Consider the following 26382-nt stretch of genomic DNA (forward strand, 5'->3'; position numbering starts at 1 on the left):
GAGTATCAGCCAATAACTATGTCGACTGACGCCCCGCCTTCGCGAGCAAGCTCGCTCTCACAGGTTAAGCGGCGGAGCTTAAAGTTCAGCGGCGAGGCGCGAGCCTTGGTTGATCGCGCGCTTGGCATCCAGCTCCGCCGCCACGTCGGCACCGCCGATCAGGTGCACGTTCTGCCCGGCGGCCACCAGCCCGTCGTGCAGTTCACGCAGCGGATCCTGCCCCGCGCAGATCACGATGTTGTCCACGGCCAGCAACTGTGGCTCGCCGCTTTCGCCAATGCGAACATGCAGGCCTTCATCGTCGATGCTCAGGTATTCGACGCTGTTGAGCATCTGCACCTGCTTGTTCTTCAGCCCCGTGCGGTGAATCCAGCCGGTGGTCTTGCCCAGACCGTCGCCCACTTTGGTTTTCTTGCGCTGCAACAGGAACACTTCACGGGCCGGTGCGTGCGGCGCAGGTTTGATCCCGGCCACGCCACCACGCGCCTCAAGATGAGTGTCGATGCCCCACTCTTTCCAGAACGCGGCGCGATCCAGACTGGTGGCCACACCTTGATGCACGAGGAATTCCGACACGTCGAAACCGATACCGCCGGCGCCGATCACCGCCACACGCTTGCCCACCGGTTTGCGCTCGAGGATCACATCCAGGTAGCTCAACACCTTGGCATTCTCGACGCCCGGAATCGCCGGCACACGTGGCGCAATGCCAGTAGCGAGGATGATTTCGTCGTAACCGCCCTCAACCAGTTTGGCCACATCGACGCGGGTGTTCAGGCACACCTCAACGTGGGTGGTCTGCAACTTGCGCTTGAAGTAACGCAGTGTCTCGAAAAACTCCTCCTTGCCCGGTACGCGCTTGGCGATATTGAACTGGCCACCGATCTCGCTCGCCGAATCGAACAACGTCACTTGATGCCCGCGCTCGGCGGCCACGGTGGCAGCGGACAACCCGGCAGGCCCGGCACCGACCACGGCGATTTTCTTGATCTGCTGCACCGGCAGATAGTTGAGCTCGGTTTCATGGCAGGCACGCGGGTTGACCAGGCAGCTGGTGAGCTTGCCGCCGAAGGTGTGATCGAGGCATGCCTGGTTGCAGCCGATGCAGGTATTGATTTCGTCGGCACGGCCTTCGGCTGCTTTATTGACGAAGTCCGGGTCGGCGAGGAACGGCCTCGCCATCGAAACCATGTCGGCATCGCCTTCAGCAAGAATCTGCTCGGCGATTTCCGGAGTGTTGATGCGGTTGGTGGTGATCAGCGGAATGCTCACCGAACCGCGGAGCTTGGCCGTAACCTTGCTGAACGCCGCACGCGGCACTTTGGTGGCGATGGTCGGAATCCGCGCCTCGTGCCAGCCGATGCCGGTGTTGATGATGGTCGCACCGGCCTGCTCGATGGCTTTGGCCAGAATGACGATTTCTTCCCAGGTACTGCCACCCTCGACCAGATCGAGCATCGACAGACGGAAGATGATGATGAAATTCGGCCCGACCGCTTCCCGGACGCGACGCACGATTTCTACCGGCAGGCGCATACGGTTTTCGTAGCTGCCACCCCAGCGGTCAGTACGGTGGTTGGTGTGCGCGGCGAGGAACTGGTTAATGAAATACCCTTCCGAGCCCATGATCTCGACGCCGTCGTACTCGGCGGTCTGCGCCAGCACGGAGCAGGTGACGAAATCGCTGATCTGCTTCTCGATGCCTTCCTCATCCAGCTCTTTGGGCTTGAACGGGTTGATCGGCGCCTGAATCGCGCTCGGCGCTACCTGTTTCGGACTGTAGGCATAACGGCCGGCGTGAAGAATCTGCATACAGATCTTGCCGCCTGCCTCGTGCACCGCGCGGGTGACGATGCGGTGTTTGAGCGCTTCTTCCTCGGTGGTCAGCTTGGCCGCGCCGGAATACACACCGCCCTCATCGTTCGGGCCAATACCGCCGGTGACCATCAGGCCAACACCGCCACGCGCACGCTCAGCGAAGTACGCCGCCATACGCTCGAAACCGCCCGGTTTCTCTTCCAGGCCCGTGTGCATCGAACCCATCAGGGTGCGGTTGCGCAGCGTGGTGAATCCCAGGTCCAGCGGGGCCAGCAGGTGCGGGTAATGAGCGGCGGTCATCGGTAACTCCACAACGAGCAATCACGGAAAATTGCGGGAGCTCTGTGTCCCCCGTCAGTCATGTTCGACAGACTAAGAGTCGCATCGTTGTCACTCAATGACCGTAACTGACAAGTTAATGATCAAAATGCGCAGCGGCCCTTGGCAAGCGCGGGCAGGCGCCCTACCCTAGTCGACACACCCTGTACCCGGTTGTTGTTGGTTTTCATGCGCAAACTTCTGTACCTGTTTTTCTCGATGGCCATCGTGGCCGCCCTGACCACCTACGCCATGTGGGCGGCGGATCGTCCCGCCGGGCATTATCTGTCGGACCTGCGCATCAAACTCGCGGTCGATGAGGGTACGCCCGGCGACCGTGGCAATCTGCTCGGCATCCAGCCCGAACTGTTTCCCACCGACTATCAAAGCTCAGAGCGTCTGCACCGCAAACTCGCCGCGTATTTGCAGCAAGCCCAGGATCAGGGCTTGTTGAATGACAAGACCGTGGTGGTGTTGCCGGAACATGTCGGCACCTGGCTGATGATCAGCGGCGAAAAAGACGAGCTGTACCAGGCCCCGACCCTCGCCGAGGCGATGAACTGGATGGCCGCCAGCAATCCATTATTGTTCGCTCGCGCCTGGCTTAGCGCCAAAGGTAGCGATCGGCTGAACGACGCCCACCTGCGCATGAAATCACGCGCCATGGCCAAGGATTACCAGGCGCTGTTCGGCGGCCTTGCCAAGGAATTCCATGTGACGCTGGTGGCCGGCTCCATCGTGTTGCCCGAGCCGAGCATCCGCGACGGCCAGCTCAAACCCGGCAGCGGTGCGCTCTACAACAGCAGCGTGGTATTCGGTCGCGACGGTGCACCGCTCGGCCAGCCGCAGCGGCAAATGCACCCGATCTTCGATCAACGTGACATCATTCAGGCCAGTGAACAGACAATCAACGTCGTCGACACCCCGGCCGGACGGCTTGGAGTGCTGATCGGCAGTGACAGCTGGTATCCGGACAACTATCGCAAACTCGACGAGCAAGGCGCGCAATTGGTTGCAGTGCCGGCGCAGGTGCTTGGCCATGGCGCGTGGGATAAGCCTTGGCGCGGCTACAAGGGTTCAAGTACACCGAGTTCAGTCAGCCTGAAACCCGGTGAAGTCAGCGAAGGCCAGGCCTGGCATCGTCTGACTTTGACTGCGCAACCACCCAGCAGCCGCGCAATTGCCGGTATGAGCGTGTTCCTGCGCGGCCAGTTCTGGGACAAATCCAGTTCCGGGCAGAGCTTTCTCAGCAGCAACGGCCAGCAGTTCGCCGACGGCGATACCCGTGGCGCACGTTTGCTGAATATCTGGTTGTAAACGATGAAGCCGCTGCCGATGCGCCTCGGGGATCTATCGGTGGGTTTCGTCCATAGCCTCGCCGATGCCGTACGCAGCCATGGCGCCGATCCCCAGCCTTTACTGGAGCAGTACGGTCTGGACGCTGCGCGTTTGTCCGAGGCCGGGGCCCGGCTGTCGATTCCGCGTTATATGCGTTTGGGGCACAGTGCAATTCAACTCACGGAGGATCCGGCACTGGGCCTGCGCATGGGTCAGCTCAGTCGTTTGAGCCAGGCCGGATTGGCCGGCGTCACCGCATCGCAGGCCCCGACTGTGCGTGAAGCGGCACGTTGCTTGATTCGCTTCGAGCCGCTGTACGGCTCCAACTATCGCGGCCAGTCGAGCTTTCACGAAGACGCCAATGGCGCCTGGCTGCGCTTCTATTCGATCAGCCCGTACAACGCCTATAACCGCTTTGTCGTGGATTCAATCATCACTGGATGGCTGCAGCAATTATCCAGCGTCAGCCGCGAACCGCTGCGCGCCGAACGCATCGAAATCGAGTTCGAAGAGCCGGATTATCGTGAAGCCTACAACGCATTGGGAGATGGCCCGATCCAGTTCGGTGCCGAGCGCAACCAGTTGCGCTTGAGCCTGGACAGCCTCGCCCAGCGTAACCCGGAGCACTGCCCAAGCACCTGGAAGCATTTGATCGCGTTGTGTGAGCGGGAGCTGGAGCAACTGACCCGCACCCGCAGCCTGCGCGAACGCATCACGCAATTGCTTGGGCCGTTGCTCAATGGCGGCCGGGAACCCGACCTGGAAGAAGTGGCGGCACGCCTGAAGCTGCCGACGTGGACCTTGCGGCGCAAACTGGCCGAGGAAGGCACGCAGTTTCGCGCGATCCTCAATGACACCCGGCGCGATCTGGCGATGACCTACATTCGCGACACCGAACTGGCGTTCGGTGAAATCGCCTACTTGCTGGGCTTTGCCTCAGCCGAAGCATTCCAGCGCGCATTCAAACGCTGGAGCGGTCAGACACCCGGCGAGTTCCGCCGCAGTCATCGCAAAACAGCCTGACGCGCTACAGCTCGGTGGCGTCTTCTGCCGGCTCCGGCGGGTCTAGCTCATAAGCCTGGAATTCGAGCAGTTCTTCTTGATAGTCATCCATTGTGTAATCCCCCTACTGCTCTCTTCGATAGTGTCCCGAGCATAACGTGCCCGTATGAAGGAAAAATGAAACGCGGCCTTCATGAATAAAACGTAGCAGGCGGTCAGGAATTTATCGCGGGGATTTTTCGTAAGAGGATGTTTTCGGACTTTTGAAGCCTGCATCAACCCCCTGTAGGAGTGAGCCTGCTTGCGATAGCGGTTTATCAGTAACATCAATGCTGGATGTATTGACGCTATCGCGAGCAGGCTCACCCCTCCAGGGGGTGGCTGCTGGATTATTGGCCGGTGGCTGGCATCGCCGGAATCGGCTCGGACGGCGGCGGGATGTCCGTCGGATTGGCCGGTGGCGTGATGGTTTCTGTGGCCGGCGCTGGTTCTGCACTCGGCGCTGGTGTGATCGGCGTGGAATCCGCTGGCGGCGCAACCGGCTCTGAACTGACCGGTGCGGTCTCAACCGGAGCAGGCGCAGTAACAGCAGGTGCAGGTACCGGCTCTGCGGCCGGAGCCAGAGGCGCTGGAGTGACTTTGGGTTCAGGCACGCCCAGATCGGTCTTCGGCTTCTCTTCGATATGCGCCGCTTTCTTCGTTTCTGCCGGCAGGAACTGCTCGACCAGCGTGAAGAAGCGCTCATAGAACTTTTGCGCCGTCACCGTCTCGCTGGCGACCTTGACCATCGAATCGTCCGAGGAGCCGATCGGCATCGACACCGAACCCAGCACACCGACACCCAGGCTGGCCGAGTTGTTGGTCTTCTTCAGAGCGTAACGATCCTGCAGGGCGTTGGCGAACATCGTGGCATGGTGCCCGGCAGTACCGTCATCTGCGCAGACCACGTTGAAGCTGATCTCCATGTGGGTATCGCCGGTTTGCTGGAAGCTCTTGTGACCGCTGACCAGTTTCGGATCGCTGCTCGTGATGATGTAACCCTGGCTGAGCAAAGCACGACGGGCCGCTTCACAGCTGACCGAATCGGTCACTGGATAATTGCGCGAAAACGTACCGGAGTCATCGAAGTTCTCATGCTCATACATCGGCTTGTCTTTCGAACAACCGGCAACAGCAGTCAACAACAGCGCCAACCCGACAACACGCAGGGGAGTGAAAATCAACATTGAACATCCTGAGAGAAAACAGTCCGGGGCGTATTGTGCAACAGATCGCGGCCCCGCGGCGTATGGATTAGTGTCTTAAAACGGTTACAACTCTATCGACCCTCGATTACAGGGGAAAGTCGTTGCGACAAATATTCGGTAAAAGCCGCTGATTTTGCAGGGGCGTGGCAGCTTGACGGCCACAGTACTCAGAAATGACCGGCTCAACCCAACGCCCACAAAAAAGCCCCGGCTATCTGGCCGGGGCTCTCGTCTTGCAAACTCAGTCAAACATCAAAAACGCTTGATCTCTGCCTGGGCCTCCAACTGCTTGCGATACGCCGCAAAGTCTTGCTGACCTTCACGCGACGCAAGGAAGCGACGGTACTGCGCCTTCTCTTCATCAGTCGGTGCAGCCGCTTCGTTGACGCCGTTCAGACGCACGATCATCAGGCTGCCATCGGGCAGAGTAACGCTGCTGAACGTTGGCTTGTCCTTGGCAGCCGGCTTGGGCATGCGGAACAGCGCTTGCAGCACCGCAGGATCAACCCCTTCCTGACCACGGGTGGCCGCTTCGGTGGTTTTCCAGTTCTGACCATCAACCGCCTTGTCCAATGGAGCCTTGCCATCGCGCAGATCAGCGATCAGCTTCTCGGCCTTGGTCTTGGCAGCAGCGCTGGCGTGCTCTTTGGTCAGTTGGGTGCGGATAGCCGCATTCACACTTTCCAGAGGCAATTGCGCGGGCTTCAAGTGTTCCTTGGCGCGCAGGACGATCACGGTTTCCGGATCCAGCTCGATGGCGGTGCTGTTGGCGCCCTCATCGATCACTTCAGTGCTGAACGCAGCAGTAACCACGGCACGGTTGGCCGCAACACCTTCGCCACCTTCACGGCCAAACGGCTTGGAAGTGTGCACAGTCAGTTTCAGATCCGCCGCTGGCTGTGCCAGGTCGGACGCCTCGAACGCAGAGTCTTCCAGTTGCTTGGTCGCCTCGACGAAACGCTGCTCGACTTGCGCGGCTTTCAGCTCGCGGGTCAGCTTGTCTTTAAGGCTGGCCAGGGTCGGTACTTCAGGTGCTTCAACACCCAGCAGTTTGATCAAGTGGTAACCGAAATCTGTGCGAACCGGCTCGGAAACCTGATCTTTAGCCAACGAGTACAGGGCTTTTTCGAACGCTGGATCGTAGACGCCAGGACCTGCATAACCAAGGTCACCGCCAGTGTTGGCCGAACCCGGATCCTGCGAGAACTCTTTGGCCAGCGCTTCGAATTTCTCGCCCTTGGCCAGACGCGCCTGGACTTCTTCGATCTTCGCCTTGGCCTGAGCCTCGGTGGTCTTGTCGTTCACTTCGATCAGAATGTGCGCCGCGCGACGCTGTTCCGACAGGTTGGCGATCTCTTTCTGATACGCCGCTTGCAGGTCTTCGTCCTTGACGGCAACCTGATCGAAGAACGAAGCCTTCTTCAGCTCCAGATAATCAATGACCACTTGATCCGGGGTCATGAATTCCTTGGCGTGCTCATCGTAGTAAGCCTTGACTTCATCGTCGGTCAGCTTGACCGCGGCCGGATCAGACTTAACGTTAAGGGTCGCGAAATCGCGGGTCTGTTTTTCCAGACGGGCGAATGCCAGCACTTCGGCGTCGGTGACGAAACCGCTGCCCGCCACACCGGCGCGCAGTTGGCCGATCAGCATTTCCTGAGCCAGCATCTGGCGGAATTGCATACGGCTGTAACCCAGTTGACGGATTACCTGGTCGAAACGCTCAGAGCTGAACTTGCCATCAACCTGGAATTCAGGCGTCTGCAGAATCACTTGATCCAGTGCACCTTCGGAGAAAGCGAATTTCGCCTGTTCAGCACCTTGCAGCAGCAACTTGCGATCAATCAGACCCTTGAGGGCCGATTCGCGAAGCATTTTTTCATCGAGCAAGGAAGCGTCGAAGTCTTTGCCCAGCTGTTGCATCAGCTGACGGCGTTGCATATCAACGGCCTGGCTCAGCTCGTTCTGGCTGATTTCTTCACCATTGACCTTGGCCGCCTCATTCTTGCTAGTGGTGGCCTGGAAAATGGCATCGAAGCCGGTCAGAGCCATCAGTGCAACGATGACCCCGATAATGGTCTTGGCAATCCAGCCTTGTGAATTGTCCCTGATATTCTGCAGCATGCGTCCCCCAGAAACGGTTGAACTTCAAAATTAGGCAACCGTGGAGCGTGGGTAGAATCCGGATAGAAGAAAGGCGCATCCGAGGATGCGCCTTCTCGTAACTGGCGGAGCGGACAGGGCTCGAACCCTCGATCCCGGCGTTACAGATGTCTATTCAAGCCACCTGCTCTACCGCTCCGCTGCCAAGTCAGGCATTACCCCGACCCGGATGGGTAAAAACTTGAAAACTTAGTTAACAGCTTCTTTCAGTGCTTTACCGGCTTTGAAACCTGGTTTCTTAGCAGCAGCGATCTCCAGCGTCTTGCCGGTCTGTGGGTTACGACCAACGCGAGCTGGACGATCAGTCACGGAGAAAGTACCGAAACCAACCAGAACAACAGAGTCGCCAGCCTTGAGAGCGCCAGTGACGGATTCGATTACAGCGTCCAGCGCACGGCCAGCAGCAGCTTTCGGGATATCAGCGGATGCAGCGATAGCATCAATCAGTTCCGACTTGTTCACTCTAAGTCCCCTTATATCTATTTTGAGATGATTCTAAGTTTTTTGGTGAAAGCAAAAACGAGTGCTGAATGGCCTACAGACACTTAAGAGCCGCTTTATAACAAGGGCTCTAAAAAGCTGTCAAGGAAGCCACCCAGTCAAAAACGTATTAATGCGTGCTAATTCTTTCCTTAGAGTCAGACTCACGTTTTTCGTCCTTGGCAACTATCTCCGGAGCCACATCCGGCAAGGGCTCCGGCGCGTATTGCAGCGCAATTTGCAGGACCTCGTCAATCCATTTAACCGGTTTAATCTGCAGATCCTGCTTGATATTGTCAGGAATCTCCTTCAGATCGCGCACGTTCTCTTCCGGAATAATCACAATCTTGATTCCGCCGCGGTGTGCCGCCAACAGTTTTTCCTTCAGACCGCCAATGGCCAGCACCTGACCACGCAGGGTGATTTCGCCAGTCATGGCGACATCGGCGCGCACCGGGATCCCGGTCAAAGCCGACACCAACGCCGTGCACATGCCTACACCGGCGCTAGGACCGTCTTTCGGGGTAGCCCCTTCCGGCATGTGGATGTGCGTGTCGCGCTTCTCGTGGAAGTCCAGAGGAATTCCCAAACTCTTCGCGCGGCTGCGCACCACGGTCAGAGCAGCAGTAATCGATTCGACCATGACGTCGCCCAGCGAACCCGTCTTGATCAACTGACCTTTACCCGGAACGACTGCCGCTTCAATGGTCAGCAATTCGCCGCCAACCTGAGTCCAGGCAAGGCCGGTGACCTGACCGATCTGATCCTGCTGCTCAGCCAGGCCGTAGCGAAACTTCCGCACACCAAGGAAGTGCTCCAGCAAGTCAGCTGTCACTTTCACCGAGAAACGCTTTTCCAGCGCGTGCTCTTTCACCGCCTTGCGGCAGACCTTGGCAATCTGACGCTCAAGGCCACGCACACCGGCTTCACGGGTGTAGTAACGAATGATGTCGCGAATCGCTTCCGCGTCGAACTCCAGCTCGCCTTTCTTCAGACCATTGGCTGCGATCTGTTTTGGCGACAGGTATTTGACCGCGATGTTGATCTTCTCGTCTTCGGTGTAGCCCGGCAGACGGATCACTTCCATCCGGTCGAGCAGCGCCGGCGGGATATTCATCGAGTTCGAAGTGCACAGGAACATCACATCCGACAGGTCGTAATCGACTTCCAGATAGTGATCGTTGAAATTGTGGTTTTGCTCGGGATCGAGCACTTCCAGCAATGCCGACGCCGGATCGCCACGCATATCGCTGCCCATTTTGTCGATTTCATCGAGCAGGAACAGCGGGTTGCGCACACCCACTTTTGTCATCTTTTGAATCAATCTTCCCGGCATCGAACCGATGTAGGTCCGGCGGTGACCGCGAATTTCCGCTTCATCACGCACACCACCAAGGGCCATACGCACGAATTTGCGGTTGGTGGCGTGGGCAATAGACTCCGCCAGCGAGGTTTTACCCACACCTGGAGGACCGACCAGACACAACACCGGGCCACGGATTTTTTTCACGCGTTTTTGCACGGCGAGGTATTCAAGGATGCGCTCCTTGACCTCTTCGAGACCGTAGTGATCGGCATCGAGAATGTCTTCTGCGCGCGCCAGATCCAGACGCACCTTGCTCTGGGCCTTCCACGGCACCTGCACCAGCCAGTCGATGTAGGAGCGCACCACGGTGGCCTCGGCAGACATCGGCGACATTTGCTTGAGCTTGTTCAACTCGGCAGTGGCCTTGGCCAGTGCATCTTTCGGCAGACCGGCAGCGTCGATACGCTTTTTCAGATCTTCGATTTCATTGTGGCCTTCGTCGCTGTCGCCGAGCTCTTTCTGAATGGCCTTCATCTGCTCGTTCAGGTAGTACTCGCGCTGACTGCGCTCCATCTGCTTTTTGACGCGACCACGAATGCGCTTTTCGACTTGCAGCAGATCGATTTCGGCGTCGAGCAACGCCAAAACGTGCTCGACCCGGGCCGACAAATCGATGATTTCGAGGATTTCCTGCTTCTGCTCGATCTTCAGCGCCATGTGTGCGGCCATGGTATCGACCAGGCGACCCGGCTCATCGATGCTGTTGAGCGACGACAGGACTTCAGCCGGGACTTTCTTGCCCAACTGCACATATTGTTCGAATTGCGACAGCAGCGTGCGCACGAACACTTCGGATTCGCGCTCGGCAGCGTCGACTTCTTCGATCAGTGACACTTCGGCACGGCAGTGGCCGTCGACGACGCTGAAGCGCTCAACGGTACCGCGCTGCTCACCCTCGACCAGCACCTTGACGGTGCCATCAGGCAGCTTGAGCAGTTGCAGAACAGTGGCGATGGTACCTACGCGATAGAGAGCGTCTTCACCGGGATCATCATCAGCCGGGTTTCTCTGGGCCAACAGCAGGATCTGCTTGTCGCCCGTCATCGCTGCCTCGAGGGCTTCGATGGATTTCTCGCGCCCCACGAACAGCGGGATAACCATGTGCGGATAAACCACGACATCACGCAATGGCAGGAGAGGCAATTCGATGGTTGTCTTCATGATTTCGCCTCTACGGCGGCCATATGGCCGTAATCAGATGGAATTAAGCTTGAAACCAAGATGGGGGCTGCCTTGAAAAAAAACAAGCGCAAAGCAGATGTAAAAAACGACATAAAAAAAAGAGGCCCGAAGGCCCCTTCTTTATTCCGGCAGAGTGGACGCTTAAGCGTCCGGTGCTGCCTTGGCTGTCGGCTCACTGTTCTCGTAGATATACAGTGGCTTGGACTTGCCTTCTATCACGCTTTCATCGATCACGACTTTGCTCACCTCGGACTGCGAGGGGATTTCATACATCGTGTCGAGCAGTACACCTTCGAGAATCGAGCGCAGACCACGGGCACCGGTTTTGCGTTCCAGGGCTCGCTTGGCGACCGATTTCAGCGCGTCGGAACGGAATTCCAGATCCACGCCTTCCATCTCGAACAGCTTCGCATACTGTTTGGTCAGAGCGTTTTTCGGCTCGGTGAGAATCTGCATCAGCGCAGCCTCATCCAGCTCGTCCAGCGTCGCGAGGACCGGCAGACGACCGACGAACTCCGGGATGAGACCGAACTTGACCAGATCGTCAGGCTCGACTTCACGCAGGGATTCACCGACTTTCTTGCCCTCTTCCTTGCTACGTACTTCTGCGTTGAAGCCGATGCCACCCTTGGTGGAACGGTTCTGGATGACCTTCTCGAGACCCGAGAACGCACCACCACAGATGAACAGGATGTTACGGGTGTCGACCTGCAGAAATTCCTGCTGCGGATGCTTACGGCCACCTTGCGGCGGTACGGAAGCGACCGTGCCTTCGATCAACTTGAGCAAGGCCTGCTGCACACCTTCACCGGATACATCGCGGGTGATCGACGGGTTGTCGGACTTGCGGGAAATCTTGTCGATTTCGTCGATATAGACAATACCCATCTGGGCTTTCTCTACGTCGTAATCGCACTTCTGCAGCAGTTTCTGAATGATGTTCTCGACATCTTCACCCACGTAACCGGCCTCGGTGAGGGTGGTTGCGTCGGCGATGGTGAACGGAACGTTCAGCAAGCGGGCCAGTGTTTCGGCCAGCAGGGTTTTACCGGAGCCTGTCGGGCCGATCAGCAGGATGTTGCTCTTGCCGAGTTCGACGTCGTCAGCCTTTTTATCACGCTGGTTCAGACGCTTGTAGTGGTTGTAAACCGCTACGGCCAAAACCTTTTTCGCACGCTCCTGACCAATTACATACTGGTCAAGGATGCCGCTGATTTCTTTAGGCGAAGGCAATTTATGCGCGCTGCTTTCGGCCTGGGCTTCCTGCACCTCCTCGCGGATGATGTCATTGCACAGGTCGACGCACTCGTCGCAGATAAAGACCGAGGGGCCGGCAATCAATTTGCGCACTTCATGCTGGCTTTTGCCACAGAAGGAGCAATAGAGCAGCTTGCCGTTGTCCTCGCCGTTGCGGGTGTCAGTCATTCGTTCGATCCAAATCCGATAGGCTTGCAACACAAGATGAAGGCTATTGCGGGCTTTTTCAAGCCCGCCGCTGATCAGACGCGCCGACCAAGCCTATTTTGAGCTGCTTATTTTAAGCTGGGCGCTGGTTGATCACTTCGTCGATCAAGCCATATTCCTTCGCAGCTTCTGCACTCATGAAGTTATCGCGGTTGGTATCGCGCTCGATTTCTTCCAGAGTGCGACCGCTGTGCTTGGCCATCAGCGTGTTCAGGCGCTCGCGAATGAAGAGGATTTCCTTGGCATGGATTTCGATGTCCGACGCCTGCCCCTGGAAACCGCCCAGTGGCTGGTGAATCATCACACGCGAGTTCGGCAGGCAGAAACGCTTGCCTGGAGCACCTGCTGTCAACAGAAATGCGCCCATGCTGCAGGCCTGGCCGATGCAAGTGGTCGATACGTTGGGTTTGATGAACTGCATGGTGTCGTAGATCGACATGCCCGCTGTCACCGAACCGCCCGGGGAGTTGATATAGAGATGGATGTCCTTGTCCGGGTTTTCCGCTTCAAGGAACAGCAGTTGCGCGCAGATCAGGTTAGCCATGTAGTCCTCTACCGGACCAACCAGAAAGATCACTCGCTCCTTGAGCAGGCGCGAGTAGATGTCATAGGCGCGTTCGCCACGAGCAGATTGCTCGACAACCATCGGAACCAGGCCGCCTGCGGCCTGGATATCAGAGTTCTGCTGAATATACGAATTACGGAACATGCTCTGCAGTCACTCCCAAATAGTTATGTCTTGAATACGCATAAGCCAGCTCGAGAGCTGGCTTATGTGAGCACTTCTTAACGCAAAAACAATCAGTCGGCTTGTGGAGCTTCTACCGGCTTGACCGCTTCTTCGTAAGAGACCGATTTGTCGGTCACGCTAGCTTTCTGCAGAACAGTATCCACAACTTGTTCTTCCAGCACAACCGAACGAACTTCGTTCAGTTGCTGGTCGTTCTTGTAGTACCAGGACACAACCTGCTCAGGCTCTTGGTAAGCCGAAGCCATTTCCTGAATCATTTCACGAACGCGGGCTTCGTCAGGCTTGAGGTCGAACTGCTTGACCACTTCAGCCACGATCAGACCCAGCACTACGCGGCGCTTGGCTTGCTCTTCGAACAGCTCGGCCGGCAGTTGGTCAGGCTTGATGTTGCCACCGAACTGCTGAACAGCCTGCACGCGCAGACGGTCAACTTCGTTGGACAGCAGAGCCTTAGGCACTTCGATCGGGTTGGTGGCCAGCAGACCGTCCATTACCTGATTCTTGACCTTGGATTTGATCGCCTGACGCAGTTCACGCTCCATGTTCTTGCGAACTTCGGTGCGGAAACCGTCGATGCCGCTTTCCTTGATGCCGAATTGAGCGAAGAACTCTTCGTTCAGCTCTGGCAGCTTTGGCTCGGAAACGGTGTTTACAGTCACGGTGAACTCGGCGGTTTTGCCAGCCAGGTCCAGGTTCTGATAGTCCTCAGGGAAAGTCAGGTTCAGAACGCGCTCTTCGCCAGCTTTAGCGCCAACCAGGCCTTCTTCGAAGCCAGGGATCATGCGGCCGGAACCCAGAACCAGCTGAGTACCCTTGGCGGAACCGCCAGCGAACACTTCGCCGTCAACCTTGCCAACGAAATCGATGTTCAGCTGGTCTTCGTTCTGGGCAGCACGATCGGCCACTTCGAAACGGGTGTTCTGCTTGCGCAGGATGTCCAGCATTTTGTCCAGGTCAGCGTCAGCCACGTCAGCGCTCAGGCGCTCAACGGTGATGCCTTCGAAGCCGGCAACGGTGAACTCAGGGAACACTTCGAATACGGCAACGTATTCCAGATCCTTGCCAGCTTCGAGCGACTTAGGCTCGATCGAAGGCGAACCCGCCGGGTTCAGCTTCTGCTCAACCACAGCTTCGTAGAAGGAGGACTGGATGACATCACCAACAGCTTCCTGACGAGCGTCAGCACCGAAACGGCGCTTGATTTCGCTCATTGGCACTTTGCCTGGACGGAAGCCAGCAATCTTGGCCTTTTGGGCAGTCTGCTGCAGACGCTTGTTGACCTGAGTCTCGATGCGCTCTGCCGGCACGGTGACGCTCATGCGGCGCTCGAGAGCAGTAGTATTTTCAACAGAAACTTGCATGGATATTCCTCGTTGCACAGACGTTAGCCGGCCGTTTCCGACCCCAGAATCAAGGGCATGCATTCTAGTGGGTCAAACTCAAGAAGTCACCCTACTGAAAACGGGTAAAAAAACAGCAGGCAATTTGAAGGCGGGGACAAACGGTTATGACCCGCCCTGTTCGCAAATACAGCTAATCTCGCCAAGGCTCTGCGTCGACCTCTTCTATATATAGAAGCGCCGCTGCATCACCCTTCCTGCGACCCGAACCGGCGCTCGCCGAAAATTCGAATCCGTAAAACAAAAAAGGCGCCAGACTGTTAAATCTGGCGCCTTTCGAAATATGGGGTGGACGATGGGGATCGAACCCACGACAACGGGAGTCACAATCCCGTGCTCTACCAACTGAGCTACGCCCACCATATTGCGTAACAAAAAAGCCAAATAACTTCTTTGTTGAACCTCACCAGCCCGAAGACATGAATGAAGCTTTAATTGGTGCGGATGAAGAGACTCGAACTCTTACGCCTCGCGGCGCTGGAACCTAAATCCAGTGTGTCTACCAATTCCACCACATCCGCGGATGAAGCTTTCAAAGCAAAGGCGCCAGACTGTTAAATCTGGCGCCTTTCGAAATATGGGGTGGACGATGGGGATCGAACCCACGACAACGGGAGTCACAATCCCGTGCTCTACCAACTGAGCTACGCCCACCATATCGCGCTACTTGTGCCAAAGCTGCCTAATGGCGCACCCGGCAGGACTCGAACCTGCGACCATCCGCTTAGAAGGCGGATGCTCTATCCAGCTGAGCTACGGGCGCCTTATTAATCTGTACTCTTAAAGGACTACAAACTAAGTGCTTTCCAGTGTTGCAGAACCTTGATTCCGCTTCACCTTCTTAACCAGTGCTAGGCTGTGCCCGACAAGTGCGACGAATAGTATAGAGCGCTCCTAAGGTCGTCAAATCCTTTTTGAAAAAAATTCATTTAATTAAAGGAGTTAGGGGAATTTGCTGACCAAGCGCCTTTGCCCTCACCGCACGACATGCGAGAATGCGTTCTCATTTTTTCCCCTCTCGATGGTTAATCACGCGCAATGACTGCACAACTAATCGACGGCAAATCGATCGCCGCCAGCCTGCGCCAGCAGATCGCCCAACGAGTTGCCGAGCGTCGCCAGCAAGGCCTGCGCACTCCCGGCCTCGCGGTGATCCTGGTCGGCAGCGATCCTGCCTCTCAGGTTTATGTCTCGCACAAGCGTAAAGACTGTGAAGAGGTCGGCTTCCTCTCTCAAGCCTACGACCTGCCCTCTGAAACCACTCAGCAGGCGCTGACCGATCTGATCGATCGTCTCAATGACGATCCGGCAATCGACGGCATCCTGCTTCAACTGCCATTGCCCGAGCACCTGGACGCCTCCAAGCTGCTGGAACGCATCCGCCCGGACAAAGACGTTGACGGTTTCCATCCTTATAACGTCGGCCGTCTGGCCCAGCGGATTCCACTGCTGCGCCCTTGCACCCCAAAAGGCATCATGACCTTGCTGGAAAGCACGGGCGCTGATCTTTATGGCATGGATGCAGTGGTCGTCGGCGCTTCCAACATCGTCGGTCGCCCAATGGCGATGGAGCTGTTGCTGGCCGGCTGCACCGTGACCGTGACCCACCGCTTCACCAAGGATCTGGCTGGCCATGTCGGTCGCGCCGACCTGGTGGTCGTGGCCGCCGGCAAGCCGGGACTGGTCAAGGGCGAGTGGATCAAGGAAGGCGCGATCGTGATCGACGTCGGCATCAACCGTCAGGAAGACGGCAAACTGGTGGGTGACGTCGTGTACGAAACCGCCCTGCCCCGCGCCGGCTGGATCACTCCGGTACCGGGCGGCGTCGGCCCGATGACCCGTGCCTGCCTGCTGGAAAACACCCTTTACGCAGCAGAAACCCTGCACGCCTGATCGGTATTTACGGCAGTAAAAGAACCCCGCCTTGCGCGGGGTTTTTCTTGCCTGAGAAAAAACACTAACCGTTCGCCGGAAACCCCTCTTTTTACAGGCGTTTTCACAAGATTTTCAGCTCGTTCAAACAACCATCGACAGATCTTCAGCCATACTCCTAGAATGCGACGCTTTGAAGAAATAACCCGTTACAAACTAACGGAATATCCAACCTTTATGAGTTCGCCCGCGTGAAAATTCGTCTTTCGATACTGAGCCTGTTTTTTGCATTTACAGGCACATTCATCACGCCAACGATCAACGCTGCGGAAACCACCGCTGCCCCTCGTGACGCTTCGCAACTGAAGATCGCCTCCGGCAGCGCCCTGCTAATGGATATGCAGACCAATAAAGTCATCTACTCCAGCAACCCTGACGTGATCGTGCCGATCGCTTCCGTCAGTAAACTGATGACTGGCCTGGTTGTGGTTGAAGCGCGACAGAACATGGACGAATGGATCGATGTCGATATCAGTCAAACGCCGGAAATGAAGGGCGTGTTCTCCCGAGTCAAACTGAAGAGTGAACTGCCGCGTCGCGAGATGCTGCTGATTGCACTGATGTCCTCGGAAAACCGCGCGGCCGCCAGCCTCGCGCATCACTATCCGGGTGGCTACGCAGCGTTTATCGCGGCAATGAATGCCAAGGCGAAAGCGCTGGGCATGACCAGCACTCATTTTGTCGAGCCCACCGGTCTGTCACCGCGCAACGTGTCCACTGCCCGCGACTTGAGCAAGTTGCTGGTAGCCGCGCACAAACAACCGCTGCTCACCCAACTGAGCACTACCAAGGAAAAAACCGTGGCGTTTCGCAAACCCAACTACACCTTGGGTTTCCGTAACACCGACCATCTGGTGAACAAGGACAATTGGGACATCAAGATCACCAAGACCGGCTTCACCAATCAGGCCGGGCATTGCCTGGTGCTGGTAACGAGCATGGGCAACCGTCAGGTTGCCCTGGTGATTCTTGATGCATTCGGTAAATACACGCACTTTGCCGATGCCAGCCGTATCCGCAGTTGGGTCGAGACCGGCAAGAGCGCCAGCGTTCCAGCGGTGGCTCAACAGTACAAGGCCGAGAAAAACCTGAAGGCGCGCCAGAGCGGCGTAGTTGAAGCCTCCAAGTAAACAGCAGCACAAAAAAAGCCCCGAGTGATCGGGGCTTTTTGTTTTCTGCGAATCAATCATTAGGCAATGGCATTTGATCATCGTCGGGAATGCCATCGCCCTTACTCGGATCTGGCGCAAGCCCTGGCGCCACCAACGGCCGGGCCATTGGATCGCGCAATGGACTGTCCGGATCCAGCACCGGATCCACGCCCTCTTCAGGCGTAGTCGGCACACTGTCCGGCTTTTGGTCATCGAAGCTTGAATCGGTACTCATATGCACCTCGCATCAAGGTTTAAGATCGGCTAACGGATCATAGGGTTTGGCCGGTTTTTGGTCGTCCTCGCCTGGCTTCACATCCTTCGGCGCCTTGGCGGGACCGATCGGATCGACTTGCGGATCGGCGACATCCGGCGAATCCGGGTCAAACCCCAGATCATCACCTGAGGAATGCTCGGAAGAATGCGGGCCTTGAGGGGATGGAGAATCTGTCATGTCGCCTCCTGATTTGCCCGCGAACTACGGGCTATAACCGTGAGAGGCCTGCCGGGTGCAGTCGTGCCCGGCAGATGACGAACGGAACTCAGTGCGCAGCCAGTGCCTTGCGCGCCTGCGCCGCCTCCCGCTCCTGACCCGCGCGTGATAGCTCATCGGCAGCCTTGAGCCAGCGCTGACGATCAACCGATGCCGGAATCTGCGAAGGCTTCTGGATCAATATGGCCCAGCCGCCGGACTTTTCGAATGCCGATTCAAAAGCACTGAAACTCATCAATTCGCGACGGTTCATGCCCGCACGCAACAGCACGTTCTGTTTATTACGATCGTAGCCGGAAAGAATCGCGTAGCGCGGTTCAGCCCAGAACGCCGAGCCTTCGCTGAAGCGCACCATCACTGGATAACCCGCCGCGACCTGGGTTAGCAATGCAGGCAGGTTCTTGTCCAGCGGATACACGACCATGCCGTATTCCCGAGCCAGGTTCTGGATATTTTGCTGCAACTTGTCTTCGTCGCCAGGCAGGTGCAGCGGTTTTTCCAGCAAACCCGGGGTAATCACGATGCCCTGCTGCGACAACAGGCTGGCCAACACTTGCGGCCCGGACTGATTGGCTTCGCCGCGATAGAACGTGCCGCTCAGCTCGACCCGCTCCGGCAAACGCTTGACCTCGGGCGCAACATTGCCTGCACACCCGACCAAAAGGGCCGCGCAGCCAACCGACAACAGCGCTGCACGAATTCGAGAAAATACCTGCACCTTCATCACTCTCTGTTCAAACGCCGGTCATCGTGTTCCGGCAAGGCCAACGATCATAGGACGGCGCAAAGCTGCGGTATAGCCTTAAACCGCAGACACGTCGATTGCATAGAGCGAACTGATTGGTCTTCACCGACCTTTGGTCAATAGCCTGAAACACCTGGTTGACTAGACTGTCACTGAAACAGAGCGAATTGAAAAAGTGAGTGCCCGAAGCAGGGCAAAGAGGAGGCACTGATGAGCCTGACAATGACCATTGTAATGTTGATTGCCGGCTGGCTGGCCGTTGCCGCCGCCATGCTGTGGGGCGTCTTGCGGATTGCGCGGCGCCATCATCATCCCGTTCAATCTACGCCAGTCGAAACGGTTGAAAAGCACCGCGTGCGCCACGCGACTGCGCATTGATCTAAAGCAAGAGCTCCTCACCCCAGCCCTCTCCCAAGGGAGAGGGCTGGGGTGAGGAGCCGGTTCTAAAACATGGCAAAAATTTCAAATCAAAAAAAAACCGCCTGAGCTCGGAAGTTCAGGCGGTTTTTTGGCTTGTCAGCGCTTACGCGTGCTCAACCAGTTTCTTCTGCCGAGCCCGACGCGACAACATGTTCAGCACCTCAATCCCCGCCGAGAACGCCATCGCCGCATACACATAGCCTTTCGGTACGTGGGCGCCGAAGCCTTCAGCGATCAGCGTCATGCCGATCATGATAAGGAAGCCCAGGGCCAGCATCACCACCGTCGGGTTATCGTTGATGAACTTGGCAAGCGGATCAGCCGCCAGCAACATCACCAGCACCGAGACCACTACCGCGATGATCATGATCGGCAAGTGTTCGGTCATGCCGACTGCGGTAATGATGCTGTCGATCGAGAACACCATGTCGAGCATCAGGATCTGACCAATAGCCGCAGCAAAGCCCAGGGTCACCGTCGACGTGGCCGACTTTGGATCTTCCGGCGCCGGATCCATGCTGTGATGGATTTCCGTCGTTGCCTTCCACACCAGGAACAGACCACCGGCGATCAGGATCATGTCCTTCCAGGAGAAGGCATGGCCGAGGATTTCGATCACAGGTTCGGTCAACTGCACGATGAAGGCGATGGTACTCAACAGTGCCAGACGCAGAATCAATGCCATGCCGATACCGATGCGGCGCGCTTTCTGCCGGTGTTGCTCGGGCAGTTTGTTGGTCAGGATCGAGATAAAGATCAGGTTATCGATACCGAGCACGATTTCCATCACTACCAATGTGGCCAAAGCAACCCAGGCGGTGGGGCTGGCGGCGAGTTCCAACAGATATTCCATGGTTCAGTCCTGACTCTGTGTAATACGGTTTAGATGGTTTTGGAGGACGATTCGGATTGTTCCGCATCTTTTTCCGTTGATTCTTTTTTCTCGATCAACCCGCCAGTGGCATCACTGAGCGCCTGTTCGGCGGCTTTGTGGGTATCGTCGATGGCTTGCTTGGCGCTTTCAGCCGCCTTGCCCATCAACTGCTGGGCGCTTTTCTCGGCCTGATCGCAACCGGCCAGAACCAGTAAAGACGTAAATAACAGTGCAGTGATTTTGAATTTCATGGGGCTTCCTTCGAATGAACAGACAGGGTCACAGACCGGCCGTCGATGGCTGGGCATTCTAGGGAGGCAAACACTTCAGGAAAATTCGTATTTTTAGCGTCTATACTTCGGTTTTTACGAACCGAAGAACGCCATGCTCAATTACCGACAACTGCACTACTTCTGGGTTGTAGCCAAGACCGGCAGCATTGTGCGCGCCTGCGAGCAACTGAACCTGACCCCGCAGACCATCAGCGGGCAGATTTCCCTGCTCGAGCAGACCTACGGCATCGAGTTGTTCAAACGGGTTGGCCGGCAGCTGGAACTCACCGAAGCCGGGCGTCAGGCCCTGCCCTATGCCGAACAAATGTTTCAACTGGGCGGTGAACTGGAACTGATGCTGCGCGCCCAGCCCAATGAACAGCAGATCCTGTTCCGCGTCGGCGTCGCCGATGTGGTGCCGAAATCCATCGTTTATCGCCTGATCGCGCCGACCATGGAGCTGAACGAGCCGATGCGAATCACCTGCCGAGAAGACAAACTTGAACGACTGCTGGCGGATTTGGCCATTCAGCGTCTGGATCTGGTGATCTCCGACAGCCCGATGCCATCGCACCTGGACATCAAGGGCTACAGCCAGAAACTTGGCGAATGCGGGATCAGTTTTTTCGCCACTGCCGAACTGGCCGCACGCTACGGGCAGGATTTTCCGCGCAGCCTGCACGGTGCACCGCTGTTGATTCCCGGGGCGGAAACCGTGGTGCGCAGTCGTTTGCAGCGCTGGTTCGCCGAGCAGCAGATCCAGCCGCAGATCGTCGGCGAGTTCGATGACAGCGCCTTGATGCAGGCATTCGGCCAATCCGGCAGCGGGATTTTTATCGGTCCGAGCGTGATCGCCGAAGAGGTGACGCGCCAGTACGGCGTTCAGTTGATTGGCCAGACCGACGCGGTGACCGAGTCGTTCTACGCCATTTCGGTGGAGCGCAAGGTCAAGCACCCCGGCATCGTTGCGATTACCGAAGGTGCCCGACGCGAGTTGTTTACGACTTTATGAGGCGTCTGCGCAGATTTCGCGCGGCTTGAGCGTCATCAACACCATGGCGAGGAATACCGACAGCAGAATGAACCCAGCAGCGGCGAATCCGAGAAAGCCCAGACCCGCGCTGTCGATCACCCGACCACCGACCATGGCGCCCAGGCCAATCCCCAGATTGGCCCCGGCAATATTCAACGAGGCGGCGAAGGCCGGCGCTTCTGGTGCGGCTTTCATCAGGCGCACATGGCTGACCAGGAACAACGCCGCCTGGGTCACGCCCCAGATGCCCATCGCTACCGCCAGCCCTAGCGGCGAATGAATGTTCGGCACCAGAGACACCATGCCGGCAATCATGAACGCACAGAACAACACCGACGCCCCCAGCGGATGCCGGTCCACCGCACGACCACCCAAAGAGTTGCCGATCAGACCGACCGCGCCAAAGCCCATCAGGCACCAGCCAACCACCGTGCCGTTGAAACCGGCCAAGCGCTCAAGGATGTCCGCCAGATAGGTGTAAACGGTAAACATGCCGCTGAACACCAGGATCGACAGCACGATGTGACCGATCATCAACGGGCTGCGCAGGATCTTGAACTGCGAGCGGAAGCTGACCTGATGCTGGTGCAGATTGGTCTTCGGCAGGTAAACAAACAGCAACAAGGCTTTGGCAAACGCGATCACCGCGAGGATGCCGAACGCGCTGCGCCAGCCCAATGCATCGGAAATCAGCGTGCCGACAGGAATGCCGAACACCGTGGCGCAGACGATGCCGAAGCCGATTTTGGCGATGGCACGGCCGGCGAAGTCCGGGCCGACGATGTCCACGGCCGTCTCGCTGGCCAATGCCCAGAATACTGGCAGCCCCAGCGCCGGGATCAATCGGGCAATCGCCATCACCCAGATGTTCGGCGCCAGTGCGGCAACGGTATTGGCCAGGCCGAACATGATCAGAATGCTGATGAACAGCTTGCGCCGCTCGAAGCGGGCGAAATACGCGGTCAGGAAAGGGCCGAACATCGCCACGGTAAAGGCGAACAGGGTCACCAGCAGACCGGCCTGGGGGATGGTGACCGCAAGGTCGCGGGCAATCGCCGGCAGCAGGCCGACGATGACGAATTCCGTGGTCAGTACCGTGAATCCGGCGGCAGACAACAGAAGGATGGGCAACAGCATGGGGAACTCCAGCAAAACGACGACACCAGCGATGACCGGAAGGCCCGCTGGCAGAACTTGAAAATGAGGATGGAGAATCTTAACAGAGTGTTTCCAGCCTGACTTGCACAAAGCTGCCGACTTGCCGATCAATCGGGTGGCAGATCGTCACAGGCCTGAAGGATAAAGCCTACGCTGTGATAAAGTCCGCGCCCTGAAAAACGTACAGCCTGTTCAACCCCAAGTTTATTGGCGTTGATACAGCGTCAGCCCTTTCGGCTCGTGACGGTGGCCTGCCCCCGATTTTGCCATCGCACTCACGCAGTCTTGCACCCAATAAAAAATCAGAGATGCCGTTATGACCGCTTCTTCCCCTTCGCTATTGCACCGCCTCAAGAACCTGAGCCTGGTCACGCAGATCCTGATCGGCCTGATTGCCGGTATCGCCCTGGCGATGTTCGCCCCGGACGCGGCGAAAGCATGCGCATTTATCGGCAAGGTGTTCGTTTCGGCGCTGAAAGCCGTGGCACCGATTCTGGTGTTCGTGCTGGTAATGGCCTCGATTGCCAACCACAAGCACGGCCAGGAAACCCACATTCGGCCGATTCTGTTTCTCTATCTGCTGGGCACGTTCGCAGCGGCGGTGGTCGCGGTGGTGGCCAGCATGGCGTTTCCGTCGCACCTGGTGCTGTCCACCGACAACATTGCAGTGACCGCACCGGGCGGCATCACTGAAGTGTTGCAAAGCCTGCTGCTGAGCGTGGTCGACAACCCGGTGAGTGCGCTGATGAACGCCAACTTCATCGGCATTCTGGCGTGGGCGATCGGCATGGGCGTTGCGATTCGTCATGCCGGCGACACGACGCGCGAAGTGCTGGGCGATCTGTCCAACGGTGTCACCGTGATCGTGCGCGTCGTGATCCGCTTCGCGCCGCTGGGTATTTTCGGTTTGGTGGCGTCGACCCTTGCCTCCTCCGGTTTCGGCGCGCTGATCGGTTACGCGCACCTGCTCGCTGTGCTTTTGGGCTGCATGCTCTTCGTAGCACTGGTGATGAACCCGCTGATCGTGTTCTGGAAGCTGCGTCGCAACCCCTACCCGCTGACCCTGAAGTGCCTGCGTGAAAGCGGTATCACCGCGTTCTTCACCCGCAGTTCGGCGGCGAACATTCCGGTCAACCTGGAATTGAGCAAGCGTCTGGGCCTGCATGAAGACACCTATTCGGTGTCGATCCCGCTGGGCGCGACCATCAACATGGCCGGCGCGGCGATCACCATCACCGTACTGACCCTGGCGGCCGTACACACCCTGGGCATTGCCGTGGATATTCCGACTGCGATCCTGCTCAGCGTCGTTGCGGCAATCTGCGCGTGCGGTGCGTCGGGTGTGGCCGGTGGTTCGCTGCTGCTGATTCCGCTGGCGTGCAGCCTGTTTGGTATTCCAAGCGAGATCGCCATGCAGGTGGTGGCGGTCGGTTTCATTATTGGTGTGTTGCAGGATTCGGCCGAAACTGCGCTGAACTCGTCTACTGATGTGCTGTTTACCGCAGCGGCGTGCCTGGGCGAAGAAGAGAAAGCCCAACGCACCGCGTAACCCTGTAGGAGTGAGCCTGCTCGCGATTGCGGAATGTCAGACAAGTACCCGCTGGCTGACACACCGCGATCGCGAGCAGGCTCGCTCCTGCACAAAAGCAACAAAAAGCCCGCCAAGGCGCAAACCTTGGCGGGCTTTTTTGATGCCGGGTGTTTTAGAACGCGCCCATGTAATCGCGCTTGCCCACTTCAACACCGTTATGACGCAACAGCGCATAAGTCGTGGTGACGTGGAAGAAGAACTGCGGCAAACCGTAAGTCAGCAGGTAAGCCTGACCGCTGAAGCGCTTCTCTTTCGGCGTGCCCGGACGGGTGACGATTTCGATGCCTTCCTTGCCGTTGATCTGCTCAGGCTTGATCTCGCCGATGTAGGCCAGAACCTTGGCGATCAAGGCTTGCAGCTCGGCGAAGGTGGTTTCAGTGTCGTCGTATTTCGGCACTTCGACTTCCGCCAGACGCGAGGAAACGCCTTTGGCGAAATCCACGGCGATCTGCACCTGGCGCACCAGCGGGAACATGTCCGGGTACAGGCGCGCTTGCAGGAAGGCGTTCGGGTCGATGTTTTTCTCGCTGGCGTGGGCTTCAGCCTTTTTCAGGACATCGCTCAGAGCGTTGAGCATTTGTTGAAAAACCGGGACAGATGCGGCGTACAGGGAAATAGTCATGGCAGTCTCGTGGTAGTGGCTGGGTAGAACGTGGGGGCGATTATAGCCATGCTTGGTGACTACACGGCTTGCCTTTTGTTTGGCAAGGATTAGGCTAGGCGCCTTCGACTGCTGAGGGAACGCGCGATGACCACTGAACAAGAATCCACCTTCGACGAGCCACGGCTCAATGCCACGGAAATCCGCATCCTGGGCTCGTTGATCGAGAAACAGGCCACCAGCCCGGAAACCTACCCGCTGACCCTCAATGCACTGGTCACGGCTTGCAATCAGAAAACCAGCCGCGAACCGGTGATGAACCTGACCCAAGGCCAGGTCGGCCAGAGCCTGCGTGCTCTGGAAGGACGCGGTTTTGCCAAGCTTGTTATGGGCAGTCGCGCCGACCGCTGGGAGCACAAAGTCGACAAGGCGCTGGAACTGGTGCCGGCGCAGGTGATTTTGTCGGGTTTGATGTTTCTGCGCGGCCCGCAAACCATCAACGAATTGCTGACCCGCAGCGGACGCATGCACGAGTTCGAAGATGCCGAGCAGGTGGTGCATCAGCTTGAGCGCCTGATTGCACGCGGGTTGGCGGTGTTGATTCCACGCCAGGCCGGGCAGCGCGAAGATCGCTACACCCATGCGCTGGGTGATCCGGCGGACATCGAGGCGATTATGGCGGCGCGGCAGAATCCGGGCGAACGCGGTGCGGGTAGCGCAGTTTCTGTGGAGCGCATCGAAGAGCTGGAGGCGCGGATTGCGGCGCTGGAAGAGCGTCTGGCGCGCCTCGAATAACCCCCCGTACTGTTTGTAGGAGTGAGCCTGCTCGCGATAGCGGTGTGTCAGTCACATCTTATTTGAATGACACACCGCTATCGCGAGCAGGCTCACTCCTGCAAGGGGTCTACGCACTATTCCCCATCCCAGTAATCAACCCCGTCCGCCTGGCGTGCCACCGCGACAAAACCCGAAGCATTGCCCTGGGCATCAACCTTGAAGTTGTCCATCACCGCATATTTGTTCGAATCCGGGTATTCACAGATGTCCGGCTGCTGCTGAGTGCTGACCGCCAGATAACGCAGTTCAGCCGCGCTGGTGTTGATGATCTGATGCGCCATTTCCGGGCCGCCCGCAGGGCAGGCAATGACATCACCGGCGCGGATCGGAAAACGCTCGGCGCCCAGACGCACCTCGCCTTCCCCGGCCACTACGTAGAACATCTCCTCATTGACCCGATGACTGTGAAAAGGACTGCCGCGCATGCCCGGCGGCAGTGCATACAGTCGATAACCGAGTTTCTGCGCACCGAGTTGCTGACCGATTCGGGCCATGCGCTGCTGATAACGCCCGGCGGTTTCGCCTTCAGGGGCCAAGGCTTCGGGCAAGGATTCGAGCTCGACCTGATGCAGGTTGAGGATAGGCGGATGCATGCTGAACCTCGGTTTTTTTTGTGGGTGGGCAAGTCTGTGCTAGCGGGTCATGCAGTATAGGCAATGGACACCGTGGCGCGGCCATCGCGAGCAGGCTCACTCCTGCAGGGGAATGCATTTCAATGTGGGAGTGAGCCTGCTCGCGAAAAGGCC

At 57.6% G+C, this 26382-nt stretch carries 24 protein-coding genes and 4 tRNA genes; 8 read left to right on the top strand and 20 right to left on the bottom strand.

Annotation, left to right across the window (positions count from 1 at the left end; all coding sequences use genetic code 11):
• Positions 1-78: 78 nt before the first annotated feature.
• A complete protein-coding gene (locus PSH79_RS17550) occupies positions 79-2118 on the bottom strand; it encodes an FAD-dependent oxidoreductase (RefSeq protein WP_305438689.1) in 2040 nt (679 codons plus the stop codon).
• 207 nt (positions 2119-2325) lie between these two features.
• Here PSH79_RS17550 and PSH79_RS17555 point away from each other — a divergent pair, with 207 nt between their 5' ends.
• Together PSH79_RS17555 and PSH79_RS17560 are read left to right on the top strand one after the other, a co-directional pair.
• Complete coding sequence (locus PSH79_RS17555; protein WP_305438690.1) at positions 2326-3453, top strand: carbon-nitrogen hydrolase family protein; 1128 nt, start codon at positions 2326-2328, stop codon at positions 3451-3453.
• A gap of 3 nt (positions 3454-3456) precedes the next feature.
• Positions 3457-4497 (top strand): AraC family transcriptional regulator, encoded by a 1041-nt coding sequence (locus PSH79_RS17560; RefSeq protein ID WP_305438692.1) that lies wholly within the window; start codon positions 3457-3459, stop codon positions 4495-4497.
• 368 nt (positions 4498-4865) lie between these two features.
• Here PSH79_RS17560 and PSH79_RS17565 read toward each other — a convergent pair whose 3' ends face one another.
• The 11 genes from PSH79_RS17565 to PSH79_RS17615 form a co-directional block, all read right to left on the bottom strand.
• On the bottom strand, positions 4866-5702 hold the full coding sequence (locus tag PSH79_RS17565; RefSeq protein ID WP_305438693.1) for a DUF2242 domain-containing protein: 837 nt from the start codon (positions 5700-5702) through the stop codon (positions 4866-4868).
• Positions 5703-5975: 273 nt separating this feature from the next.
• Positions 5976-7847, bottom strand: a complete 1872-nt coding sequence (locus PSH79_RS17570) for a SurA N-terminal domain-containing protein (RefSeq protein ID WP_305438694.1) — start codon at positions 7845-7847, stop codon at positions 5976-5978.
• Between the two features lie 228 nt (positions 7848-8075).
• Complete coding sequence (locus PSH79_RS17575) at positions 8076-8348, bottom strand: HU family DNA-binding protein (RefSeq protein ID WP_096822334.1); 273 nt, start codon at positions 8346-8348, stop codon at positions 8076-8078.
• Positions 8349-8496: 148 nt separating this feature from the next.
• Positions 8497-10893 (bottom strand): endopeptidase La, encoded by a 2397-nt coding sequence (gene lon, locus PSH79_RS17580; protein ID WP_305438696.1) that lies wholly within the window; start codon positions 10891-10893, stop codon positions 8497-8499.
• Between the two features lie 162 nt (positions 10894-11055).
• The gene (gene clpX, locus PSH79_RS17585) at positions 11056-12339 is read right to left on the bottom strand and encodes an ATP-dependent Clp protease ATP-binding subunit ClpX (RefSeq protein ID WP_016775335.1); all 1284 of its coding nucleotides are present in this window, start codon (positions 12337-12339) and stop codon (positions 11056-11058) included.
• A gap of 112 nt (positions 12340-12451) precedes the next feature.
• Positions 12452-13087 carry an ATP-dependent Clp endopeptidase proteolytic subunit ClpP gene (gene clpP, locus PSH79_RS17590; protein ID WP_007951559.1) on the bottom strand — a complete coding sequence of 212 codons (636 nt, stop codon included), beginning with the start codon at positions 13085-13087 and terminating at the stop codon, positions 12452-12454.
• A 92-nt stretch (positions 13088-13179) separates the two neighbouring features.
• Positions 13180-14490, bottom strand: a complete 1311-nt coding sequence (gene tig, locus PSH79_RS17595; protein WP_305438698.1) for a trigger factor — start codon at positions 14488-14490, stop codon at positions 13180-13182.
• 323 nt (positions 14491-14813) lie between these two features.
• Positions 14814-14889: transfer RNA gene (locus PSH79_RS17600), tRNA-His, on the bottom strand.
• A gap of 76 nt (positions 14890-14965) precedes the next feature.
• Positions 14966-15050: transfer RNA gene (locus PSH79_RS17605), tRNA-Leu, on the bottom strand.
• A 57-nt stretch (positions 15051-15107) separates the two neighbouring features.
• Positions 15108-15183, bottom strand: a tRNA-His gene (locus PSH79_RS17610).
• A gap of 32 nt (positions 15184-15215) precedes the next feature.
• Positions 15216-15292 (bottom strand) — tRNA-Arg (locus PSH79_RS17615).
• Between the two features lie 275 nt (positions 15293-15567).
• On the opposite strand from PSH79_RS17615, the gene folD reads away from it, so the two are divergent.
• Together folD and pbpG are read left to right on the top strand one after the other, a co-directional pair.
• Positions 15568-16422: a bifunctional methylenetetrahydrofolate dehydrogenase/methenyltetrahydrofolate cyclohydrolase FolD gene (gene folD, locus PSH79_RS17620; RefSeq protein ID WP_305438699.1), complete on the top strand. Its 855-nt coding sequence runs from the start codon at positions 15568-15570 to the stop codon at positions 16420-16422.
• A gap of 230 nt (positions 16423-16652) precedes the next feature.
• Positions 16653-17591: a D-alanyl-D-alanine endopeptidase gene (pbpG, locus tag PSH79_RS17625; protein ID WP_305438700.1), complete on the top strand. Its 939-nt coding sequence runs from the start codon at positions 16653-16655 to the stop codon at positions 17589-17591.
• Positions 17592-17643: 52 nt separating this feature from the next.
• Here the strand turns inward: pbpG and PSH79_RS17630 are convergent, their stop codons facing one another.
• From PSH79_RS17630 to PSH79_RS17640, 3 genes are all read right to left on the bottom strand, one after another.
• Positions 17644-17847 (bottom strand): hypothetical protein, encoded by a 204-nt coding sequence (locus PSH79_RS17630; RefSeq protein WP_305438702.1) that lies wholly within the window; start codon positions 17845-17847, stop codon positions 17644-17646.
• Between the two features lie 12 nt (positions 17848-17859).
• Positions 17860-18066 carry a DUF6021 family protein gene (locus PSH79_RS17635; protein WP_305438703.1) on the bottom strand — a complete coding sequence of 69 codons (207 nt, stop codon included), beginning with the start codon at positions 18064-18066 and terminating at the stop codon, positions 17860-17862.
• Between the two features lie 88 nt (positions 18067-18154).
• Positions 18155-18829, bottom strand: coding sequence for a peptidase C39 family protein (locus PSH79_RS17640; protein ID WP_305438705.1), 675 nt, complete (start codon positions 18827-18829; stop codon positions 18155-18157).
• Positions 18830-19060: 231 nt separating this feature from the next.
• Between PSH79_RS17640 and PSH79_RS17645 the strand changes: the two genes are divergently transcribed.
• Positions 19061-19228, top strand: coding sequence for a hypothetical protein (locus tag PSH79_RS17645; protein ID WP_305438706.1), 168 nt, complete (start codon positions 19061-19063; stop codon positions 19226-19228).
• A 145-nt stretch (positions 19229-19373) separates the two neighbouring features.
• Here PSH79_RS17645 and PSH79_RS17650 read toward each other — a convergent pair whose 3' ends face one another.
• Entirely contained in the window at positions 19374-20123 is a 750-nt protein-coding gene (locus tag PSH79_RS17650; RefSeq protein WP_305438707.1) for a TerC family protein, read from the bottom strand.
• 29 nt (positions 20124-20152) lie between these two features.
• The gene (locus PSH79_RS17655) at positions 20153-20395 is read right to left on the bottom strand and encodes a hypothetical protein (protein ID WP_305438708.1); all 243 of its coding nucleotides are present in this window, start codon (positions 20393-20395) and stop codon (positions 20153-20155) included.
• A gap of 133 nt (positions 20396-20528) precedes the next feature.
• Here PSH79_RS17655 and nhaR point away from each other — a divergent pair, with 133 nt between their 5' ends.
• Positions 20529-21428, top strand: coding sequence for a transcriptional activator NhaR (gene nhaR / locus PSH79_RS17660; protein ID WP_305438709.1), 900 nt, complete (start codon positions 20529-20531; stop codon positions 21426-21428).
• Here nhaR and PSH79_RS17665 read toward each other — a convergent pair.
• Positions 21423-22586, bottom strand: coding sequence for an MFS transporter (locus tag PSH79_RS17665; RefSeq protein WP_305438710.1), 1164 nt, complete (start codon positions 22584-22586; stop codon positions 21423-21425). The genes nhaR and PSH79_RS17665 overlap by 6 nt on opposite strands.
• A 337-nt stretch (positions 22587-22923) precedes the next feature.
• Here PSH79_RS17665 and sstT point away from each other — a divergent pair, with 337 nt between their 5' ends.
• Positions 22924-24156, top strand: coding sequence for a serine/threonine transporter SstT (sstT, locus tag PSH79_RS17670; protein ID WP_305438711.1), 1233 nt, complete (start codon positions 22924-22926; stop codon positions 24154-24156).
• 154 nt (positions 24157-24310) lie between these two features.
• Here the strand turns inward: sstT and PSH79_RS17675 are convergent, their stop codons facing one another.
• Positions 24311-24820, bottom strand: coding sequence for a DUF1993 family protein (locus PSH79_RS17675; protein ID WP_305438713.1), 510 nt, complete (start codon positions 24818-24820; stop codon positions 24311-24313).
• Between the two features lie 126 nt (positions 24821-24946).
• On the opposite strand from PSH79_RS17675, the gene PSH79_RS17680 reads away from it, so the two are divergent.
• Positions 24947-25594 (top strand): YceH family protein, encoded by a 648-nt coding sequence (locus tag PSH79_RS17680; RefSeq protein ID WP_305438715.1) that lies wholly within the window; start codon positions 24947-24949, stop codon positions 25592-25594.
• Between the two features lie 116 nt (positions 25595-25710).
• Here the strand turns inward: PSH79_RS17680 and PSH79_RS17685 are convergent, their stop codons facing one another.
• Complete coding sequence (locus PSH79_RS17685; RefSeq protein WP_305438716.1) at positions 25711-26229, bottom strand: cupin domain-containing protein; 519 nt, start codon at positions 26227-26229, stop codon at positions 25711-25713.
• Positions 26230-26382 lie beyond the last annotated feature (153 nt).

Origin of the sequence: Pseudomonas sp. FP2196, from assembly GCF_030687715.1 — a bacterium.
GTDB lineage: Bacteria > Pseudomonadota > Gammaproteobacteria > Pseudomonadales > Pseudomonadaceae > Aquipseudomonas.

What these genes read in the sequence shown, in the direction of transcription:
- PSH79_RS17550 (WP_305438689.1), bottom strand. Translation starts at nt 2,118, where the DNA reads ATGACCGCCGCTCATTACCCGCACCTGCTGGCCCCGCTGGACCTGGGA.
- PSH79_RS17555 (WP_305438690.1), top strand. Translation starts at nt 2,326, where the DNA reads ATGCGCAAACTTCTGTACCTGTTTTTCTCGATGGCCATCGTGGCCGCC.
- PSH79_RS17560 (WP_305438692.1), top strand. Translation starts at nt 3,457, where the DNA reads ATGAAGCCGCTGCCGATGCGCCTCGGGGATCTATCGGTGGGTTTCGTC.
- PSH79_RS17565 (WP_305438693.1), bottom strand. Translation starts at nt 5,702, where the DNA reads ATGTTGATTTTCACTCCCCTGCGTGTTGTCGGGTTGGCGCTGTTGTTG.
- PSH79_RS17570 (WP_305438694.1), bottom strand. Translation starts at nt 7,847, where the DNA reads ATGCTGCAGAATATCAGGGACAATTCACAAGGCTGGATTGCCAAGACC.
- lon (WP_305438696.1), bottom strand. Translation starts at nt 10,893, where the DNA reads ATGAAGACAACCATCGAATTGCCTCTCCTGCCATTGCGTGATGTCGTG.
- clpX (WP_016775335.1), bottom strand. Translation starts at nt 12,339, where the DNA reads ATGACTGACACCCGCAACGGCGAGGACAACGGCAAGCTGCTCTATTGC.
- clpP (WP_007951559.1), bottom strand. Translation starts at nt 13,087, where the DNA reads ATGTTCCGTAATTCGTATATTCAGCAGAACTCTGATATCCAGGCCGCA.
- tig (WP_305438698.1), bottom strand. Translation starts at nt 14,490, where the DNA reads ATGCAAGTTTCTGTTGAAAATACTACTGCTCTCGAGCGCCGCATGAGC.
- folD (WP_305438699.1), top strand. Translation starts at nt 15,568, where the DNA reads ATGACTGCACAACTAATCGACGGCAAATCGATCGCCGCCAGCCTGCGC.
- PSH79_RS17630 (WP_305438702.1), bottom strand. Translation starts at nt 17,847, where the DNA reads ATGAGTACCGATTCAAGCTTCGATGACCAAAAGCCGGACAGTGTGCCG.
- PSH79_RS17635 (WP_305438703.1), bottom strand. Translation starts at nt 18,066, where the DNA reads ATGACAGATTCTCCATCCCCTCAAGGCCCGCATTCTTCCGAGCATTCC.
- PSH79_RS17640 (WP_305438705.1), bottom strand. Translation starts at nt 18,829, where the DNA reads ATGAAGGTGCAGGTATTTTCTCGAATTCGTGCAGCGCTGTTGTCGGTT.
- PSH79_RS17645 (WP_305438706.1), top strand. Translation starts at nt 19,061, where the DNA reads ATGAGCCTGACAATGACCATTGTAATGTTGATTGCCGGCTGGCTGGCC.
- PSH79_RS17650 (WP_305438707.1), bottom strand. Translation starts at nt 20,123, where the DNA reads ATGGAATATCTGTTGGAACTCGCCGCCAGCCCCACCGCCTGGGTTGCT.
- PSH79_RS17655 (WP_305438708.1), bottom strand. Translation starts at nt 20,395, where the DNA reads ATGAAATTCAAAATCACTGCACTGTTATTTACGTCTTTACTGGTTCTG.
- nhaR (WP_305438709.1), top strand. Translation starts at nt 20,529, where the DNA reads ATGCTCAATTACCGACAACTGCACTACTTCTGGGTTGTAGCCAAGACC.
- PSH79_RS17665 (WP_305438710.1), bottom strand. Translation starts at nt 22,586, where the DNA reads ATGCTGTTGCCCATCCTTCTGTTGTCTGCCGCCGGATTCACGGTACTG.
- sstT (WP_305438711.1), top strand. Translation starts at nt 22,924, where the DNA reads ATGACCGCTTCTTCCCCTTCGCTATTGCACCGCCTCAAGAACCTGAGC.
- PSH79_RS17675 (WP_305438713.1), bottom strand. Translation starts at nt 24,820, where the DNA reads ATGACTATTTCCCTGTACGCCGCATCTGTCCCGGTTTTTCAACAAATG.
- PSH79_RS17680 (WP_305438715.1), top strand. Translation starts at nt 24,947, where the DNA reads ATGACCACTGAACAAGAATCCACCTTCGACGAGCCACGGCTCAATGCC.
- PSH79_RS17685 (WP_305438716.1), bottom strand. Translation starts at nt 26,229, where the DNA reads ATGCATCCGCCTATCCTCAACCTGCATCAGGTCGAGCTCGAATCCTTG.